Here is a 19,162-nt window from a genome sequence, read left to right on the forward strand (position 1 = left end):
TTACGAGCAAAAGGAAAAACAGGAAAACAGGGACTGATTGCGGTATGCAATAAACTCCTGAAACAGGTCTTTGCCGTCATGAAAAACAACACTCTTTACCAACCCAACTACTGCTCGGCAAAACCCTGAAAATTTATTTGGTTTTTCGCACAGTTCATGTTAGCTGATGTTTTCAATTGCAATGATCTCTCCGTCTCTTAAGGCTTTAAACAATACTTTATTGTCTATGCAATACTGTATGGCTTTACCGGTATCTTCTGACTCAGGGTGGGCTGAATCATAATGCGGCAGAAACTCGTAATCAAAGAAACCAAGCCCTTCCCAGATAGTTTCTTGTATTCCTGGATACGGAAAGTCGGTAGGCGTATCTACTAAACGTGAAGTGCGGATGGATTTGGACAGCACACAGATGCCAGCACTGTAACCTGCATATAAAAAGTTGCTTTTCTGGGAGAGTTCTTTGATAATGACATCAAAGCCACTAAGGCGCATCGCCTGCCGCAGCACAAAGGTGTTGCCACCACTGACCCAAACACCTCCCAACGTGTTAAGTTTACTCCGCAATGCCTCTTCTTGATGAAAATAGTCTTTCAGATCTATTACTTCTGCATCAAAGCCCAACTGGTTTAACCGCTGGATTTCTTCAGTTTGGGTGACCCGCTTCCTTGCAGGATCTGCTGCCGTAAAATCCCGTGCATTAATGATATGCCCGATTTTGCGGTTGACGGGTATCATTGACTGTAACTTATCAATACAATTGCCAAACTTGTAAGATGATAAATAGCATTTCATAGAATGATCGGCTTTAGAGGTGAAATATCAGCTAACGTTGAGGGCTTTGCGTTCGTGTGGGCATTTATAGAACGTCAGCCTTGGATAAAGATATACAGCTCAATTGGAAATATTTGTTCAGCCTATGTTGGTTAGCCCACATGACGCAAAACCAATGTTATGTGGCGTTATTTCCTTTGTCTTTTAACTTCTTAAGTCGTTGTAGAAGATTGTCATACTGGTATACGGCTTTCAATATTTCTTTCGCAAACTCTAATGAGACTTCAATTTCTTCTTTCCCAATTTCGCTAAAAGTCTGAGCTTCTATGTGCGCAGCATCATTCCCTAAAAGCCTTAGTTCATTCATTCCATTCAATAACTCCTGAGGTATTAATATTTTCCCGCCCAAGTCTTGAAGCTTTTTAAAAAGATTGTTTCCAGTAGCCCCACGTTCGATGCATATTTCTTCAAGTGTCTTTCTAATCATGATAGCGGAAGCAATGAAACAAGAGTTTGAATGACATTTAATTGCTTCTTCAAATGCGTTCAAAACTTTTTCTGGAATATTTTCTTTGTCAAATGGTATCGTTTCACTCGGTGAAGTCAGTAAGATATTTCTATTGTCGTCCGAAATGAAGAACAAATGCCCTTGACATTTTTCATTAGGGCATTTTCTTATTCCTAAATAATTGACAGGGTATTCACCACTACTGCCTGCACGTCTCGTCCAAGTGTAGACATCTTGAAGTCCAACCTGTAAGAATGTGCCGTGGTGTCCACAGTGAGGACAACGTGTAGCAATATTTGTCGTTTTGTTACTTCCTATTTTGTCTAACGTTATTTTCATGATTGGTCTCCTTAAAATGCCACATAACGAACAGCGCTTTGTAAAGGTGGGGAACTTGGAAAACTTCAGCTTCACTTTTGCACTGGTGTTGATTATTGTTTTGCTGTTGAAAAGCAGCACGTCTGCCCCACTTCTACAAAGCGACCTGTTGGCTGAAGTGCGGTCGTCAATAGCTCTGAATGAGAACGTCAGTTGGGATGCCCAGTGCCTGATGCAGCTGGCGGATCATCTCCAAAGTTAGCTTCCGCTTTTTGCTGAGAATTTCACTGGCCCTGCTTTTCAGGCCGACCACCTTGGCCAGGTCACTTTGGCTATAACCCAGTTGCTCCATGCGGAATTTGATGGCCTCAATTGGATCAGGATAGCCGATGAGATAATGTTCCTGCTCGTACTTGTCGATCAGAATGCCCAACACCTCCAGTTCGTCTCCTTCCGGTGTGCCGGGCTTTGCATCAAAAATCACTTCCAGACGGTTCATGGCGGCTTGGTAGTCTTTTTTTGTTTTTATGGGTTTAATGTCCATTGTGTTTAGATTTTTGTTGCGTCAACCTTGTCATACTCGGCATGGGTGCCCACAAAACGGATCCACACCATCCCGTAAGAATAATTGATTTTCACGATTAGCCGGTAATGGTTGCCTTTGATATTGAACACGACCCGGTTGTCAGCTAAAAAAGAAGCACTGGGATAATCCCCTTTAATGTCGTTGGGTCCTTTCCAGCCTGCATCTTCTGCTTCCTGGTACCAGGCTTTAAGCTGCTGTTCGCAGTCAGGATGTTTCTCCCAAAAGTCGGGCAGTGTCTTTTTGGCTATTACTCGCAAATCGTCTTTTTGCCAAAGATAAAGAAAAGTTCCCAAAATGGGAAATTCATTTAGAACGGAGTCTCTTTGAGCATTTCAGCCAACAGTAGCATTAACGAATAATCCGAAACTAAACAATTTTCCTAATCAGTTGAGTTCCATCACTTGCCTGTTTCGTTTTATTTTTTTAGCAGTTTCGTTTATCCAACTAGCTTGCTACGGCTCTCCGCAATTTCACCAGTTTTGCCAGCAACTCCTCCAGTAAGTCCAACTTCAGCATATTGGCCCCATCACTCAGTGCGCAGGAAGGGTCGGGGTGGGTTTCAATAAATAAACCGTCAGCCCCCGTTGCAATCGCTGCCGAAGCAATCGTACCAATCATTTGCGGGTTGCCTCCCGTGACACCGGAAGTCTGGTTTGGCTGCTGCAGGCTGTGTGTGCAGTCCATTACCACGGGAACTCCTGTTTCCCGCATAATCGGTATGTTGCGATAATCCACCACCAGGTCCTGGTAGCCAAAGGTGGTGCCTCTTTCAGTCAGCATCACTTGATCGTTGCCCGTATTCCGGATCTTTTCCACGGCAAACTTCATCGAAGCGCCGCTAAGAAATTGCCCTTTCTTCACATTCACGATCTTGCCGGTTTCGCCGGCGGCAAGGAGCAGTTCGGTCTGGCGGCAAAGGAAGGCCGGTATTTGGAGGATATCCACAAAATTCGCGGCCATTGCCGCCTCCTGCTCGGAATGGATATCGGTCGTGCACGGAAGGGAAAAATGGCTGGCCACTTTTTGCAAAATTTCAAGACCTTTCTCGTCACCCACGCCGGTAAACGAGGTGGCGCTGGTGCGGTTGGCTTTCCGGTAGGAGGCCTTCAAAATATACGGAATGTCGTAGGTTTTGCAGAGGGCTGAAACTTTTTCTGCGACTTCAAATACCAGTTCCTCGCTTTCGACCACGCAGGGGCCGGCGATCAGGAAAAACGCATTTTTATCGTACTGCTGCTTGCTGAATAAATTTTCCAAAAACGCTGTCATGCCGCGAAGATATTCCGATGCCGGCAATAAAGAATGCGATCCGTGCCCAACCGTTCGCTGCCTGCGCCCCGCCAGGGCGAATCAACCCTGAGGATATTTGGCCTTTTTGATTACGTTTGCACCCTTTTAAGCAACGCTTGTTATGGTTAAAGAACGAATTCTTGTGATCGGTGCGTCGGGGCAGATCGGTGTGGAACTGACGCTAGCCCTTCGAAAAATTTACGGCGAAGCGAATGTGATCGCATCCGATCTCCGCGAACAAAATCCCCTGCTCCAGGGCACGGGGCCCTATGTGAGCCTCGATGTGATGAATAAGGAAATGCTCCATGTGCAGGTGATCCGGCAGGGAGTGACACAGATCTACCTGCTGGCCGCAATCCTTTCTGCAACCGGGGAGAAAAACCCTGGGCTTGCCTGGCACCTGAACATGCAAGGCCTTTTAAATGTGCTCGACATCGCCCGGGAAGAAAAGCTGCACAGGGTGTACTGGCCCAGCAGCATTGCGGTGTTCGGACCAACATCACCCAAAAGGGATTGCCCGCAAAAAACCATCATTGAACCCACGACCGTATACGGCATCAGCAAATATGCCGGGGAATTCTGGTGCAATTATTATTTCAACAAATTCGGTGTGGACGTGCGCAGCCTGCGCTACCCGGGTTTGATCTCGTATAAATCGGCGCCGGGTGGCGGCACCACGGATTACGCCGTCGAGATTTTTCACGAAGCCCTTGAAGAAAAACACTACAACTGCTTTCTGGAAAAAGATACCTACCTGCCCATGATGTACATGCCGGACGCCATCCGCGCCACCATCGAGCTGATGGAAGCGCCAAGCGAAAACATCAAAGAGCGAACATCGTATAACCTATCCGCCATCTCGTTTTCTCCCGAAGAAATTGCGGCCGAGATCAAAAAACACATACCGGAGTTTGGTATCACCTATGCGCCCGACTACCGGCAAACCATTGCCAACAGTTGGCCGCAAAGCATCGACGATTCGGTAGCACGGCAGGACTGGGGCTGGAAACACGAATACGACCTTGCCGCCATGACCAAAGACATGCTGGCTAACCTGGCCGTTGAGAAAAAAATGGAAGCCAGTTAGCATTGCATTCCCACAAATAAAAAAGGCACCTGTGAGAACAGGTGCCTTTTTTATTGAAAGCCGTTTCCGTCTTAGACCTATCCGCTGGCAACATCTATTGCTGCATCTGTACGACGGGAAAAGTAGAATGTTCGACTGCGTAAGACATCAATTGGAGAGAACCTGCGGTTTGACGTCTGACGTTTCCCGTTTCACAGCAGCGTAAGTGGGATTGTACTACATGATACTTTTCTTTTTGATCTCCGCTGCTTTCGGCTTGTTGAAATAATTCACCTTCCACAGGTCGTAACGCTGGTATTGCGTGGCCATCCGTTTTTGAAAATCTTCCCAGTTCCGGACTTCTTTGGGACTCCACAGCACTTCGGCAAGAGCGCTCATGCGGGGGAAAACCATGTATTCCACTTTGGCAGGGAAGCCAACATACTCCGTCCACAGGTTGGCCTGCGATCCCAGGACATATTTGCCTTCTTCTGCCGTCAATTCTTTCGGCACCGGCTCGTAGTTGTAAACGGCATCCAGCGGGTTGAAACCGCCAATGGTCAGCGAGTCGTCGTTTTTCACCTGTGCATGATCGAAGTAAACCGGGTTGCCGGGAGTCATGATCACATTGTGTTTTTGTTTCGCTGCTTCGATGCCGCCTTTCTCACCGCGCCAGCTCATAACCACTGCGTTCGGCGCCAGCCCGCCCTCGAGGATCTCGTCCCAGCCAATGAGGGTTCTGCCTTTGCTGTTTAAATATTTCTCCATGCGGGTGATGAAATAGGTTTGCAGTTCGTGCTCGTTTTTCAGGCCTTCCTGTTTGATCCTGGCCTGGCACAGCGGGCATTTTTGCCAGTTGGATTTCGGCGCTTCGTCTCCGCCGACGTGGATGTATTTCGACGGGAAAAGTGCCAGCACTTCATCCATCACGTTCTGCAAAAACAGGAAGGTGCTGTCTTTACCGGCGCAGAAAATGTCTTCAAATACGCCCCAGGTTTCCTGTACTTTTTTACCCCGTTTTTGCTTGCTGGCTTCCGAGGGATTTTTTCCCATATCGGTTTCCTTGTCCGGGAAGCAGCTTAGCCAGGGATAGGCGGCAATGGCGGCCGAGGAGTGCCCCGGCATTTCGATTTCCGGAACCACCGTGATATGCCTGTCCGCTGCGTATTGCACAACGTCCTTCACTTCGTTCTGCGTGTAAAAGCCACCGTAGCGCTGGTTGTCGTTGCCGGTACCGGGATGGTGACCAATGATCGTTCCGTCGCGCCAGGCTCCGACAGAAGTCAGTCGCGGGTATTTTTTGATCTCGATGCGCCATCCCTGGTCTTCGGTAAGGTGCCAGTGGAAATAGTTCATCTTGTGCAGGGCAAGGAAATCAATGTAGCGCTTTACGTACGAAGCGGGGAAGAAATGCCGGCCCACGTCGAGGTGCATGCCGCGGTAGGCAAAGCGGGGATAGTCGTTGATGGTGACAAATGGAATGGAAAAGCTTTTTGCCTGGGTTTTGACCGGCGGCAGCAACTGGATCAGAGTCTGGATGCCGGAGAACGTGCCGGCATACGTGTCGCCTTCGATCGTCACGCCGTTTTTCCCAACTGTCAAGGCATAGGCATCTTTTTCCGGTGCCTGGATGAATTTGCGGGTCGTGAGGCGGATGTAATTTTTTGTTTCCTGCCTGTCGACATCGAGCCTGAAACCGTAGGCCTGTTGCAGGTAGTCGTTGAACACCCTGGCCGTTTTACGGTCTTCTTCATCCCTGGCGGCAATGACGGTTTTTTTGGTGAGCATGAATTGTCCTTTCCCAATCTCCATGCTCACCGGCTGTGGAATGATATTGAGGGTTGCTGTTTTTTGCTGTGCAAAAGCCACTTGCGTAAGAGCGGCGAAAATGAAAATCACTTGTTTCATATCGATTATTTCAAAACGGGTAAAACAATGCAGGAAGGATACTGGCTGCTGTGGTAAATTTTAATATCGGCTTTTTGAAAATCCGCGGCCGATGCTTCGTAGATGTTGACGAATTTTTGCGGGTTGCGGTCGACCAGCGGGAACCAGGAGCTTTGTACCTGCACCATGATCCGGTGGCCTTTTTTAAACGTATGTGCCACATCGGGCAGGTAAAATTTCACTTCCTCCACCTTGCCCGGCGTGAAGGGAGAGGGGCTTTCAAAACTCTTCCGGAATTTTCCCCGCATGATCTCGCCACGTACCAGCATATGGTAACCGCTCATGGGGTAGGTCCCATTCGCCATTCCCGAAGATTTGTCTTCACCATATTTAAAATCGTCCGGAAAAACATCAACCAGCTTCACGACAAAATCGGCATCGGTTGTAGACAGGGCGGCAAACAAATCGGCATAGAGCGGACCGGCAAGGGTAACATCGTTGTCCAGCACCGGTGTTTGAAAAACCAGCACATCGGGGCGGCGGGAGGCGAACCGCTGGTCGTCGGTCATGTATTCGCGGGTGCGGCCCATGTGCACGTCTTCCGTGTAAGGCACGGGCTTCGCCGGATCGCTGGTGTATTGCGTGTACGCATTGCCTGCGCCTGGTTTGTTCCAGTTGAGAGCACCATTGGCCTGCAGGTAAAGGTTTTGCGCGGCAGAACCGGCAGGCGGCCATTGCGGCAATTGGTGCCAGTTGTTTTCACCCGTAAAGAACACGGTGGCTTCGGCGATCTTTTTTGCATCGCCTTTGTCTTTGAGGTTGGCGTTGAAAAAAGGTACTTCCACGTTGTTTTGGTACCATTCGGATGTTTTACTGCCGAAACGGACATTGCCCAAAATGCTGCCGTCGCCACGGCCGCCCCACTGCCCGTGAAACCAGGGACCCATGACGATCCGGTTGTTGTTTTTTGCTTTTGAATCGATGGCTTTATAAAGGTTCCAGGCACCAAAAAGATCTTCCGCATCAAAAAGGCCGCCGACCACCAGTGTGCTGGTCGATGCCGGGATGTTTTCAACGAAATTGCGGGTGTTGCGGGCTCGCCACCATTCATCGTATGTCGGATGGGAATAGAGGTCTTTCCAGAACCGGATACTGTCGCCGGCCAGGCGTGCAAAGTCATGCAGTGTGCCGGTGCGCAGATAAAAATCATAATTGTCGGCACCGGGAATGGGATAGCCGTCGGCGCTCCTGGTGGTAGGTGTTCGGCGTGGCTTTCCAAAACCCGAATAAAAAGCAAAAGCGTCCATCAGCATAAAAGCACCGTTGTGATGGAAGTCGTCGCCCTGGAACCAGTCGGTAACCGGTGCCTGCGGGCTTACGGCCTTGAGGGCGGGATGCCCGCTCAGGGCAGCCATCGTTGAATAAAAACCGGGATAGGAAATGCCAAAGACGCCGACACGGTTGTTGTTGCCGGGTACATTTTTTACCAGCCAGTCGATGGCATCGTAGGTGTCGCTGGCCTCGTCGAAATCAGTGCCCTTTTTAGCGGGATTGAACGGACGAACGTCTTCGAACTCGCCTTCGCTCATGTAGCGGCCGCGAACGTCCTGCACCACCATGATATAGTTTTCCCGGAGGTACAGCCGGTAGTAGGTGTTCCAGAACGCATCGGGGAAATTGGTTTCGCCATAAGGAGCCGCAGAGTAGGGCGTCCGGCGCATCAGGATCGGGTGCTTTTCCGTTGTGTCTTTCGGAATGTAGATGGCGGTGAATAATTTTTTACCGTCCCGCATCGGGATCATGCGTTCCCATTTGTAGTAGTTGTCGCGAACCCAGGCGCTGTCCAGGGTGTTGGTTTGTGCAAACGAAGTGAAAAAACTCAGTGAAAAAAGAAAGAGAAGTATTCGAGGTTTCATGGGGGTGAAGTTAAGCGGAATGAAATTAGGAACGATGGCTACCGCAATTGGAAAAAGGTTCATTGACAGGATCGATCTGACCCGTCGACTCAATTCGGTTCATACAAAAGATAGCAAAATCGGCGCCTGCCGGAAATGGGATATCCTGCATTGCTTCGGCGCAGATTCGTTGGTGAATATTTGGGCCGGGAAAGGTCTGCCCGGTTCTGGCGGAAGTGGATTCTTCTTTGCTGTCTTTACCCCACGGAAATCGAATTCCCGGCGCGATTGTATCAGGCCGGAGGGACATTCGTTATTGTTAACAAAAAATTCATGTAAAAGAAAACCGGCACGGTTCGGCTTTTTCGCCGGTTTTTTATCGTTTCCACAAGGAAAATACCCGGTTGGTTAACAATTTTTTTTGCCCTTATTCTGTCAAACCTTATACATTTGTACCTTATTTGTCAGCGGTGAATATTACCTCTCATACAAAACATTACATCTTTCACTCGTTTCATAGCACGGCTATGTTATCGGTATGTTTTGACTTATTCCGCTATCTTTCGAGACGACCCATTGTCTGATAGGACGAGCCCTTTACCATGGCCCCTATCAGTGAACACTCCCCGTAGAATTCTTGGTATAGGATTGGTAACCCAAACACTCAGATCAACTCTTTTACAATAGTGGACAATCAGAATATTATCATTAGGGTTGCGACACCCGACGATAAAGCGTTTGCAAAGACGATTACCGATGAGATGGAAGCGTCGGCCAAAGCCCGCGGAACCGGTATCGCCAAGCGTACCCCCGAATACGTCGCCCAGAAGATCGACGAAGGAAAAGCGGTCATTGCCGTCACGACTGGCGGCGAATGGGTTGGCTTTTGCTATATCGAAACATGGGAAGGCGAGTACGTTGCCAATTCCGGATTGATCGTTGCGCCGGCTTTCCGCAAAAGCGGTGTGGCCAAGTCGATCAAACAGCGCATCTTCCAGTTGAGCCGTGAAAAATATCCCGAGGCGAAAATCTTTGGGTTAACTACCGGCCTGGCTGTCATGAAGATCAACAGTGACCTGGGTTACGAACCGGTAACCTATTCCGAGCTGACACAGGACGAGAAGTTCTGGGCAGGCTGCAAAAGCTGCGTCAACTACGACATCCTGATGAGCAAGGAGCGCAAAAACTGTTTGTGCACGGCCATGCTTTTCGATCCCAAGGACCACTACGAGCCGCAGGAAACCAAGCAGCACTTTGAAGAAAAAAGTCCTGCATACGATCGACTGATGAAGATCAAACAATCCAAATTTTTGAAGCGTTTGAAGGGCACCGAAAAACCCAAACAGGAAGATCGCACGTTTAACCGCAAGCTGAAAATGGTTTTGTTTAACGTCCTTCACTAATCAAGCCAATAGAAAGAATGAAAAAAGTTGTTTTAGGATTCAGCGGTGGGTTGGATACATCCTACTGCGTTAAGTATTTGAGTGAAGAGAAAGGATACGAGGTTCACAGCATCATTGTCAACACCGGCGGCTTTACCGGCGAGGAGTTGAAAAGCATCGAGGCGCACGCCTACAAACTGGGTGTGAAAACGCACACAACGATCGATGCGGTAAAAAGTTACTACGACCGGGTCATCAAATACCTCATTTTTGGAAACGTCCTGAAAAATAACACCTACCCGTTAAGCGTCAGTGCCGAGCGCCTGGTACAGGCCCTGCACATTGCCGAACACGCAAAAGCGTTGAACGCCGATGCCGTAGCACACGGCAGCACGGGGGCGGGTAACGACCAGGTACGCTTCGATATGATCTTTCACATCATGGTTCCCGGCGTGGAGATCATTACGCCGATCCGTGACCTCCGCCTGAGCCGTGAAGAGGAAATTGCCTACCTGCAGCAGAAAGGGGTGGACATGAATTTTGCCAAAGCCATGTACTCCATCAACAAAGGGTTGTGGGGAACAAGCGTCGGCGGACGGGAAACACTCAACAGCAAAGGGCTACTCCCGGAAGAAGCCTGGCCGACACAGGTGACCAAAACAGGCAGTGAAGAAATAAAGTTGACCTTTGAAAAAGGTGAACTGAAAGCCGTCAATGGCAAGACCTTTGACCACCCGGCAGACGCCATTCAACATTTAAGTTCCATTGCCGGTCCATACGGCATCGGCAGGGACATCCATGTTGGCGACACCATCATCGGCATTAAAGGCCGCGTGGGTTTTGAAGCCGCTGCGCCGATGGTCATCATCAAAGCGCACCATGCGCTGGAAAAACACGTTCTTACCAAGTGGCAGCTTTCCTGGAAAGACCAGTTGGCGCAATTCTACGGCAACTGGCTGCACGAAGGACAGATCCTCGATCCTGTTATGCGCGACATGGAAGCGTTTTTCCAAAACTCGCAGGCCAATGTAACCGGCGACGTGTTTGTCCAACTGCATCCTCACTACTTCCAGGTGATCGGCATTGAATCGGGCTTCGATTTAATGAGCAGCAAGTTTGGTAAGTACGGCGAGATGAACACGGGCTGGACCGGCGACGATGTGCGCGGTTTCAGCAAGATTTTCGGCAATCAAACCTCCATTTATCACCAGGTAGCAGAAGCAGCGGGCAAATCATGAAACCGGTTTCCAAATATCACGCATTGAAACAGTATCAGTGGGGCAATGGTTGTGATGGTTGGAATTTGGTGGACGATCCTTCGCTGTCTGTCAAGCAGGAACACATGCCCGCCGGCACGGCGGAGACGCTGCATTATCATACGCAGGCACAACAATTCTTTTTTATTTTAAAAGGCAGGGCTCATTTCGAGATCGGGGAAGAAACGATCGTCGTGGAGCAGGGCCAGGGCCTGCACATTGCGGCCGGCCAAAGGCATCGTATCCTGAATCAAACCCTGGAAGGGCTGGAGTTTCTTCTGTGCTCACAGCCTTCAACACAAAATGACAGGGTAAATTTGTAGTCATGAAAAAAATCAAGGTTGGCATCGTTGGCGGGGCAGGTTATACGGGTGGCGAATTGATCCGTTTACTCATTCACCATCCGGATGTAGCTGTTTCGTTTATTCATAGTCGGAGCAATGCCGGTAACGTGGTTTCAAATGTTCACCAGGATTTAATTGGTGAAACGGAGCTGCAGTTTACCGGCGAATTGTCGCAGGAGATTGATGTCCTTTTTTTGTGTGTCGGGCACGGTGAAGCAAAGAAATTCCTTGCAGAAAATCAGGTTGATGAGAAGATAAAGGTGATCGATCTTTCACAGGATTTTCGATTGTCGCAAAGTTCGCAACATGCAGCGCGGCGCTTTGTTTATGGCCTGCCGGAACTCAACCGCGAGCAGATCAAAACCGCTTCCAACATCGCCAACCCGGGTTGTTTCGCCACCGGCATTCAACTGGGTTTGTTGCCCCTGGCAAAAGTGGGCTTGCTGGATGAGGTACACACCACCGGCATTACAGGCTCCACGGGAGCCGGACAAGGCCTTTCTCCTACGTCGCATTTCAGTTGGCGGGCCAACAATATCCAGGCCTACAAAACGCTTTCGCACCAGCACCTCAAGGAAATAGGCCAGTCGTTGCAAAAGGTAGGGGCGAAGGCTGCAGACATTCATTTCATTCCCTGGCGCGGCGATTTTTCAAGGGGAATCTTCGTGAGTTCCACCCTGACCTGCGAGTGGAAGCTGGAGGAACTGGTTGACCTGTACACCGAATTTTACGCAGGACATCCGTTTACCTTCCTGAGCCAAAAAGAGATTTATTTAAAGCAGGTGGTGAACACCAATAAATGTGTGATCCAGCTTGAAAAAGTGGGGACCAAACTGGTCGTGCACACGGCTATCGATAATTTGTTGAAAGGTGCGTCGGGGCAAGCGGTGCAGAACATGAACCTGCTGTTTGGACTGGAAGAAAAAGCCGGTCTTCATTTAAAATCAATTGCATTTTAATACGATGAAAGCAACGATTATCGGTGGTGGCAATATCGGGATGGCGCTGGCAGAAGGCCTGTTGCAGGCCGGCCGCTGCAAGGCCGGGGATATTACCATCACCAAACGTTCCGCAGCGTCCGCAGACAGCCTCAAAGCGCGGGGGTTTTCCGTCAGCTTCAACAATGCAGAAGCCGTGCAGGGTGCCGACGCGATCTTTATCTGTGTGTTACCGCAGCAACTGGATATTGCACTTTCGCAACTGGCCAGCAGCATTGACCTGGAAAAACAATTGGTGGTGTCGGTAGTGACCGGGGCCCATACACAGGTTTTCCGCGACAAACTGGGCGACCGCCTTCGCATTGTGCGGGCCATGCCCAATACGGCCATGAAAGTGCGGGCCAGCATGACCTGCCTGTCGGCGGTGAACGCAACACAGGACGATAAAAATATGGTGCAGGCGATCTTCGACACCGTTGGCCAGTGCATCTGGATTCCCGAAGACATGATGAGTGCGGCTACAGCGCTCTGCGCCTGCGGCATTGCGTTTTTCCTGCGCACCATCCGTGCGGCTTCGCAAGGCGGCGTGGAAATTGGTTTTCATGCGCATGATGCGCTGCGGATTGCGTCGCAAACCGCTTTTGGCGCTGCCAAACTGCTCATCGAAAACCGAACGCATCCCGAAGAAGAGATCGACAAGGTCACTTCGCCCAAGGGCTGCACCATTGCCGGATTGAACGAGATGGAACACCAAGGCCTGAGTTCTGCCTTTATCAAGGGAATTAAGCTCTCATCGAACATTGCAAACAATCTGTATAAGCAGGAGTAGTCAGTCGTAAGTGATCAGTCGTAAGTAAAAAGTTTTAAGGAAGAAAGCCATGCAGAACAAAAAAGATTTTAAAGGTTGGTTACTGGCGTATCAATCTACTTTTGAAAAAGCGTATTCCTTATTCTTATCAAATGATTTGCACTATCTCAATCCAACTGACTACAACCATTTGTATAGACGAATCAATGAAGGCAAAGCCATCTGGTATCATTGATACGAAAAGTAAAAATGCCAGCTGTTAAGTGAGAAAAATAAACCTTATTACTAAAAACGTACAACGTACAACCTATATGAAATTATTTGACGTTTATCCCATCAACAATATCAACATCGTCCGGGCACAGGGCAACACGGTTTGGGACGAGAAAGGAACGCCTTATCTCGACCTCTATGGCGGTCATGCGGTGATCTCCATCGGCCATACCAACCCGCATTGGGTCAAGCGAATCGAGGACCAGTTGCACAACATTGCTTTCTATTCCAACTCGGTGGAAATCCCCATTCAAAAAGAACTGGCGGAGAAACTGGGCAAGGTGAGTGGCAAAGACGACTACCAGTTGTTCCTCTGCAACAGCGGTGCGGAAGCCAATGAAAATGCGTTGAAACTGGCTTCATTTCATACGGGACGAAAAAAAGTGGTGGCGTTCAAAAAAGCCTTTCACGGACGGACCTCGCTGGCGGTGGCTGCTACCGATAACAAAACCATCGTGGCACCAGTGAACGAAACCGATAACATTGTCTTTCTTCCTTTCAACGACGAAGCGGCACTGACAGACTATTTTGCAACGTCGGGAAACGGCGTTGCTGCAGTGATCATTGAAGCGGTGCAGGGCGTTGGCGGCATTACGGTTGCCAGCAGCAGTTTTTTGCAGACCATCCGAACGCTTTGCGATCAGTATGGTGCTGTTTTCATTGCCGATGAAGTGCAGTGCGGTTATGGACGCAGCGGAAAGTTTTTCGCGGCCGACCAGGCCGGCGTGAATGCTGATGTGTACACCATGGCAAAAGGCATGGGTAATGGCTTCCCGATCGGCGGTATTTTGATTGCGCCGCACATTCAACCCAAACACGGTATGTTGGGTACTACCTTTGGCGGCAATCACCTGGCCTGCGCGGCAGCACTGGGCGTTTTGGAAGTCATCGAACAGGAAAACCTGATGCAGATGGCGGGCGAAAACGGCCGTTACCTGATGGACGAACTCAAAAAGATCGAAGACCTGCAAAATGTGCGGGGTTTCGGATTGATGATCGGATTTGACGTGCCGGAAAAGATCAAAGACCTCCGCAAAAACCTGCTGGCGAAGCAGCACATTTTTACCGGTGAGGCCAAACCGAATGTCATTCGTTTGTTGCCTGCGCTGAATATTACAAGAGAAGCAATCGATACGTTTTTGCAAGCCGTGAAGGACGAGATCCGTGCCTTGAAAGAAAGTCCGGCCGCCGTTACTTTGGCACAGTAGGATAACCGGACGCCGACCTGTGCGATGCAACAAAAGCGGATCAAAGCAATAGAGTTAAGTACCTAAAAAACGATACAATTAAATTGAAGCAGTTTATTTCCGTTCACGATGTGGCCAACATCAATGCCCTGGCAAAAAAGGCGTTGGCCTATAAAGCGGCCCCGTTTAAAGACAAAAATCTTGGTGCCAACAAACGCATCGGCTGCCTGTTCTTAAACCCCAGCATGCGCACCCGCCTGAGCACGCAGATCGCGGCGCAAAACCTCGGTATGGAAGCCATTGTTTTCAATGTGGGCTCGGAAGGATGGTCCTTGGAATTTGAAGAAGGCGCGATCATGAACGGAACAACGGTGGAGCATGTGAAAGATGCCGCGCCGGTCATGGGAAACTATTTCGATATTCTGGCCATTCGCACCTTCCCTTCCTTGAAAAACAGGGAAGAGGATTACAGCGAACAAACCATCAAACAATTTATCAAGTACGCCGGCATCCCGGTGGTGAGCCTCGAAAGCGCCACGCTGCACCCACTGCAAAGCCTGACGGATGTGATCACGATAAAAGAAACCTTCTGGGAAACCCGCAAGCCGAAAATTGTGCTGACCTGGGCGCCGCACGTCAAGCCGCTGCCGCAGTGCGTGGCCAACAGTTTTTCGCAATGGATCACGGCCTGGGGCGAAGCGGATTTCGTGGTGACCCATCCCGAAGGGTACGAATTGGACGAACAGTTTACAACAGGTGCAACGATCACCCATAACCAGGACGAGGCTCTGAAAGACGCCGATTTCGTTTACGTAAAAAACTGGAGCTCCTACAAAGATTATGGCCAGGTCCTCAGTAAAGACACAAGCTGGATGCTGACGAACGCAAAGCTGGCATTGACCAACAAGGCGAAAGTGATGCACTGCCTGCCGGTGCGCCGAAACGTGGAGTTGAGCGACGCAATTCTCGACGGTCCAAACAGCCTTGTCACGCAGGAAGCGTCGAACCGCGTGTGGGCGGCGCAGGCGGTGTTGTCGGAAATTCTTGCCCCCGTCCCCTAAAGGGGAGTCTTGCCAGATTTTCCTGGTGCAACCTACTTATCTAACTTGAGCTTATGGAAAATATGTTTTATGGTGCCAGTCCACTTATTTTTCACAGGGCAGAAGACCTTAGGAAAAATATGACCTCGGCTGAACGGATCATTTGGAAACATGTTCACATCAACGAGTGGAAGCTGAAGTTTAGAAGGCAACATCCAATATCGCATTACGTTGTTGATTTTTATTGTCATCAACTGAAATTGGTGGTCGAGATTGACGGTGGAATTCATGAAGAAGAGGATGTAAAGCGAAAAGATGAAGAAAGGGAGAAAGCATTAAGATCTTTGGGCCTTCGTGTGATACGATTTAAAAACGAAGAAGTTTATAAAAACAGCAAGTCTGTGTTGGAAAAGATTAATTCGGTTATTAGTGAGTTGCAGAGTTCCCCTTTAGGGGATAGGGGCAAATTGTTCGTGATAAAAATTGGCGGCAACATCATCGACGACGAGGAAAAGCTGGCTTCCTTCCTAACCGACTTTGCTCGCATTGATGCGCCTAAAATACTTGTCCACGGCGGTGGCAAGCTGGCTACAAAAATGGCAGCGCAGCTCAACATACCGCAGCAGATGGTAGAAGGACGGCGAATAACCGATTCCGAAACGCTCAAGATCGTCACCATGGTTTATGCCGGGTTGATCAATAAAAACATCGTAGCCCAGCTACAAGCTGCCGGCTGTAATGCGATTGGCCTTTCCGGGGCTGATGGCAACGCCATCCTGGCGCATAAACGCTTTGTGGGGGACCGTGATTATGGTTATGCAGGCGACATCGATGCAGTCAATGGCAACCTGTTGCAGGCCCTGCTGCAACAGGGACTTTCTCCCGTACTCGCACCGATCACCCACGACCAAAAAGGCCAGTTGTTAAACACCAACGCCGATACCATTGCACAGGAGACCGCCAAAACCTTAAGCAGTCTTTACGAGGTTCATTTGGTTTATTCTTTTGAGAAAAGTGGTGTATTACTGAATGCCGAGGACGAAGCCACGGTGATTCCTGTTATCAATCCAGAAAAATATCGCAACCTGAAGGAAAAGGGCCTTGTCTTTGCAGGTATGATCCCGAAGCTCGACAATGCCTTCTCTGCCGTCCAGAGCGGCGTGCGGAAAGTGCTGATTGGGAAAGCCGAAAATATAAACGAACTAATTTCAGGAAATGCCGGAACAAGCATTGTCAGTGATTAAAAGCCAGGAGCCTCTCCACCAGGAAGCAGTAAACGTACTGTCGGAACTGGTCAGGCTGCCTTCGTTCAGCAAGGATGAATGGCAAACGGCAAGTTATCTCACCAAGTTTTTGTTCGACAAAGGAGTGGAGGTAACACGGGTTGGCAACAATGTGCTGGCCCTGAACAAACACTTCGATGCGGCAAAGCCCACCATTCTTTTAAACTCCCACCACGATACGGTCAAGCCCAATTCGGCCTATACCAGAGATCCGTTTAGTCCACAGATTGAAGACGGCAAATTGTACGGGCTGGGTAGCAACGATGCCGGCGGTTGTCTCGTTTCCCTGTTGATGACATTCCTGCATTTTTTTCCCGAAGAAAACATGCCGTACAATCTTGCTTATGCGGCAACGGCCGAAGAGGAAATTTCGGGTGTCAACGGGATCCAAAACGCATTGCAATACTTACCCAAAATTGATTGTGCGATCGTTGGCGAACCGACACTGTTGCAAATGGCAGTGGCCGAACGAGGCTTGCTTGTGTTAGATGCAAAGGCGATCGGCAAAGCCGGTCATGCTGCCCGGAACGAAGGTGTAAATGCCATCTACAAAGCGATGATGGACATCGAATGGTTTTACTGCTACCAGTTTGAAAAGGTTTCGGAGCTGCTGGGACCCGTGAAGATGACCGTGACGTCTATTGAAACCGACAACAAGGCACACAACGTGGTGCCCGCCGAATGCCGGTTTCTAGTCGATGTGCGGGTGAATGAACTGTATTCCCCGGAAGAAGTGATCGGGTTGATTCAGGAAAACGTGCAGAGCGAAGTGAAAGCCCGCAGCACGCGGCTGCGGTCGTCCATGATTGCACTCGACCACCCGCTGGTAAAAGCAGGCCTGGCCATGGGTAAAACCTATTATGGCTCACCAACCAGTTCGGACAAAGCGCTAATGCCTTTCCCCGCTCTGAAGATGGGACCCGGCGACTCCGCACGAAGCCACACAGCCGATGAATTTATTTATGTTGATGAAATCCGTCAAGGCATCAGCGACTATATACAACTGTTAAATCAACTCCTCCGATGAAGCTCTGGCAGAAAGAAAGCACGTCCACTTCCGAACTGATCGAAAAATTTACCGTTGGCCGCGACAAAGAATTTGACCTTCTCCTGGCCAAATACGATGTGCAGGGTTCCATAGCGCATGTAACCATGCTGGGCGAAGTGGGATTGATGACAAAAGAAGAATCGGATACGGCCGTCGCCGCCTTGCAGGACATTGCAAAAGAAATCGACAAGGGACAGTTTTCGATTGCGGAAAACGTGGAGGATGTGCATTCCCAGGTTGAATTCCTGCTGACGGAGCGCATTGGTGACATTGGAAAAAAAATTCACAGTGGCCGGAGCCGCAACGACCAGGTGGCCGTCGACATCAAGCTCTACCTGCGGGCAGAAGCGCTTGCGATAAAAGACGAAGTCAAAGCGTTGTTTGACCTGCTGATCGGGCAAAGCGAAAAATACAAATCCGTGCTGCTGCCGGGCTACACGCATTTGCAGATTGCCATGCCATCCTCGTTTGGCTTATGGTTTGGCGCCTACGCGGAAAGCCTGGTCGATGACCTGGAAATGCTGGCGGCTGCTTACCAGGTTGCCAACAAAAACCCTTTGGGCAGCGGCGCCGGTTATGGATCCTCCTTCCCGCTCAACCGGACACGTACAACCGAAATCCTGGGCTTTGCTTCACCGAATTACAATTCGGTCTATGCACAAATGACCCGTGGAAAAACCGAGAAAGTCGTGGCCATGGGAATCAGTTGCGTAGCCGCCACGCTCAGCAAGCTTGCCATGGATTGCTGCCTGTACATGAACCAGAACTTCGGCTTTATTTCGTTTCCATCCGAACTCACGACCGGGAGCAGCATCATGCCGCACAAAAAAAACCCGGACGTGTTTGAACTGATCCGCGCCAAATGCAACCGCATTCAGGCAACACCGAACGAGCTCACGCTGCTGCTCAACAACCTGCCTTCGGGCTATCACCGCGATCTGCAGTTGACCAAGGAAATCCTGTTCCCGGCGATCGAAGAACTGAAGGCCTGCCTCCAGCTTTGCCGCCTGATGCTTTCCAATATTGAGGTGAAAGACAACATCCTGCAGGACGAGAAGTACAAATACCTTTTTACCGTGGAGGCAGTCAATGAACTGGTGAACCAGGGCATTCCTTTTCGCGAAGCCTATAAGCAGGTCGGGGAGCAGGTAGAGGAAGGCACATTCCGTTTCGATTTGAGCAAACCCTTGGCGCATACCCACGAAGGCAGTATCAGTCGTCTCTGCAACGAGGGAATACAGGCTTTGATGGAAGGTGTTCTCCGTAAATTCAATGCATAAAG

At 49.7% G+C, this 19,162-nt stretch carries 19 protein-coding genes; 12 read left to right on the top strand and 7 right to left on the bottom strand.

Going from position 1 to position 19,162, the window contains the following annotated elements; all coding sequences use genetic code 11:
• Nucleotides 1-159: 159 nt before the first annotated feature.
• The 5 genes from D6024_RS14635 to kdsA form a co-directional block, all read right to left on the bottom strand.
• Nucleotides 160-792, bottom strand: coding sequence for a Type 1 glutamine amidotransferase-like domain-containing protein (locus D6024_RS14635; protein WP_121355395.1), 633 nt, complete (start codon nucleotides 790-792; stop codon nucleotides 160-162).
• A 157-nt stretch (nucleotides 793-949) separates the two neighbouring features.
• Nucleotides 950-1,618, bottom strand: a complete 669-nt coding sequence (locus D6024_RS14640; protein ID WP_162944777.1) for a DUF4145 domain-containing protein — start codon at nucleotides 1,616-1,618, stop codon at nucleotides 950-952.
• A 166-nt stretch (nucleotides 1,619-1,784) separates the two neighbouring features.
• A complete protein-coding gene (locus D6024_RS14645) occupies nucleotides 1,785-2,141 on the bottom strand; it encodes a helix-turn-helix domain-containing protein (RefSeq protein WP_121355397.1) in 357 nt (118 codons plus the stop codon).
• Between the two features lie 5 nt (nucleotides 2,142-2,146).
• Nucleotides 2,147-2,440, bottom strand: coding sequence for a type II toxin-antitoxin system HigB family toxin (locus tag D6024_RS14650; protein WP_121355676.1), 294 nt, complete (start codon nucleotides 2,438-2,440; stop codon nucleotides 2,147-2,149).
• 187 nt (nucleotides 2,441-2,627) lie between these two features.
• Entirely contained in the window at nucleotides 2,628-3,452 is an 825-nt protein-coding gene (gene kdsA / locus D6024_RS14655; RefSeq protein WP_121355398.1) for a 3-deoxy-8-phosphooctulonate synthase, read from the bottom strand.
• A 142-nt stretch (nucleotides 3,453-3,594) separates the two neighbouring features.
• On the opposite strand from kdsA, the gene D6024_RS14660 reads away from it, so the two are divergent.
• Nucleotides 3,595-4,560, top strand: a complete 966-nt coding sequence (locus D6024_RS14660) for an NAD-dependent epimerase/dehydratase family protein (protein WP_121355399.1) — start codon at nucleotides 3,595-3,597, stop codon at nucleotides 4,558-4,560.
• Between the two features lie 216 nt (nucleotides 4,561-4,776).
• Here D6024_RS14660 and D6024_RS14665 read toward each other — a convergent pair whose 3' ends face one another.
• Both D6024_RS14665 and D6024_RS14670 read right to left on the bottom strand, forming a co-directional pair.
• Nucleotides 4,777-6,447 (bottom strand): beta-N-acetylhexosaminidase, encoded by a 1,671-nt coding sequence (locus D6024_RS14665; protein ID WP_121355400.1) that lies wholly within the window; start codon nucleotides 6,445-6,447, stop codon nucleotides 4,777-4,779.
• Nucleotides 6,448-6,452: 5 nt separating this feature from the next.
• Nucleotides 6,453-8,342, bottom strand: coding sequence for a CocE/NonD family hydrolase (locus D6024_RS14670; RefSeq protein WP_121355401.1), 1,890 nt, complete (start codon nucleotides 8,340-8,342; stop codon nucleotides 6,453-6,455).
• Here D6024_RS14670 and D6024_RS14675 point away from each other — a divergent pair.
• The 11 genes from D6024_RS14675 (at nucleotide 8,341) to argH (ending at nucleotide 19,160) form a co-directional block, all read left to right on the top strand.
• A complete protein-coding gene (locus tag D6024_RS14675; RefSeq protein ID WP_121355402.1) occupies nucleotides 8,341-8,733 on the top strand; it encodes a hypothetical protein in 393 nt (130 codons plus the stop codon). The genes D6024_RS14670 and D6024_RS14675 overlap by 2 nt on opposite strands.
• A 274-nt stretch (nucleotides 8,734-9,007) precedes the next feature.
• Complete coding sequence (locus tag D6024_RS14680) at nucleotides 9,008-9,724, top strand: GNAT family N-acetyltransferase (RefSeq protein ID WP_121355403.1); 717 nt, start codon at nucleotides 9,008-9,010, stop codon at nucleotides 9,722-9,724.
• Between the two features lie 17 nt (nucleotides 9,725-9,741).
• On the top strand, nucleotides 9,742-10,941 hold the full coding sequence (gene argG, locus D6024_RS14685) for an argininosuccinate synthase (protein ID WP_121355404.1): 1,200 nt from the start codon (nucleotides 9,742-9,744) through the stop codon (nucleotides 10,939-10,941).
• Between the two features lie 23 nt (nucleotides 10,942-10,964).
• Nucleotides 10,965-11,282 carry a cupin domain-containing protein gene (locus D6024_RS14690; protein WP_240410045.1) on the top strand — a complete coding sequence of 106 codons (318 nt, stop codon included), beginning with the start codon at nucleotides 10,965-10,967 and terminating at the stop codon, nucleotides 11,280-11,282.
• Between the two features lie 2 nt (nucleotides 11,283-11,284).
• Nucleotides 11,285-12,262, top strand: a complete 978-nt coding sequence (gene argC / locus D6024_RS14695; RefSeq protein WP_121355406.1) for an N-acetyl-gamma-glutamyl-phosphate reductase — start codon at nucleotides 11,285-11,287, stop codon at nucleotides 12,260-12,262.
• Between the two features lie 4 nt (nucleotides 12,263-12,266).
• Entirely contained in the window at nucleotides 12,267-13,070 is an 804-nt protein-coding gene (gene proC, locus D6024_RS14700) for a pyrroline-5-carboxylate reductase (RefSeq protein ID WP_121355407.1), read from the top strand.
• A gap of 290 nt (nucleotides 13,071-13,360) precedes the next feature.
• Complete coding sequence (locus D6024_RS14705) at nucleotides 13,361-14,530, top strand: aspartate aminotransferase family protein (protein WP_121355408.1); 1,170 nt, start codon at nucleotides 13,361-13,363, stop codon at nucleotides 14,528-14,530.
• 83 nt (nucleotides 14,531-14,613) lie between these two features.
• Nucleotides 14,614-15,570, top strand: coding sequence for an N-acetylornithine carbamoyltransferase (locus tag D6024_RS14710; protein WP_121355409.1), 957 nt, complete (start codon nucleotides 14,614-14,616; stop codon nucleotides 15,568-15,570).
• A gap of 53 nt (nucleotides 15,571-15,623) precedes the next feature.
• Entirely contained in the window at nucleotides 15,624-16,793 is a 1,170-nt protein-coding gene (gene argB, locus D6024_RS14715) for an acetylglutamate kinase (protein ID WP_121355410.1), read from the top strand.
• Nucleotides 16,765-17,859 (top strand): M20 family metallo-hydrolase, encoded by a 1,095-nt coding sequence (locus D6024_RS14720; RefSeq protein ID WP_121355411.1) that lies wholly within the window; start codon nucleotides 16,765-16,767, stop codon nucleotides 17,857-17,859. Before argB ends, D6024_RS14720 begins: the two co-directional genes overlap by 29 nt.
• Nucleotides 17,856-19,160, top strand: coding sequence for an argininosuccinate lyase (argH, locus tag D6024_RS14725; protein ID WP_121355412.1), 1,305 nt, complete (start codon nucleotides 17,856-17,858; stop codon nucleotides 19,158-19,160). Before D6024_RS14720 ends, argH begins: the two co-directional genes overlap by 4 nt.
• Nucleotides 19,161-19,162: the final 2 nt, after the last annotated feature.

It is taken from the genome of Flavisolibacter nicotianae, from assembly GCF_003628535.1.
Classification (GTDB): domain Bacteria; phylum Bacteroidota; class Bacteroidia; order Chitinophagales; family Chitinophagaceae; genus Flavisolibacter; species Flavisolibacter nicotianae.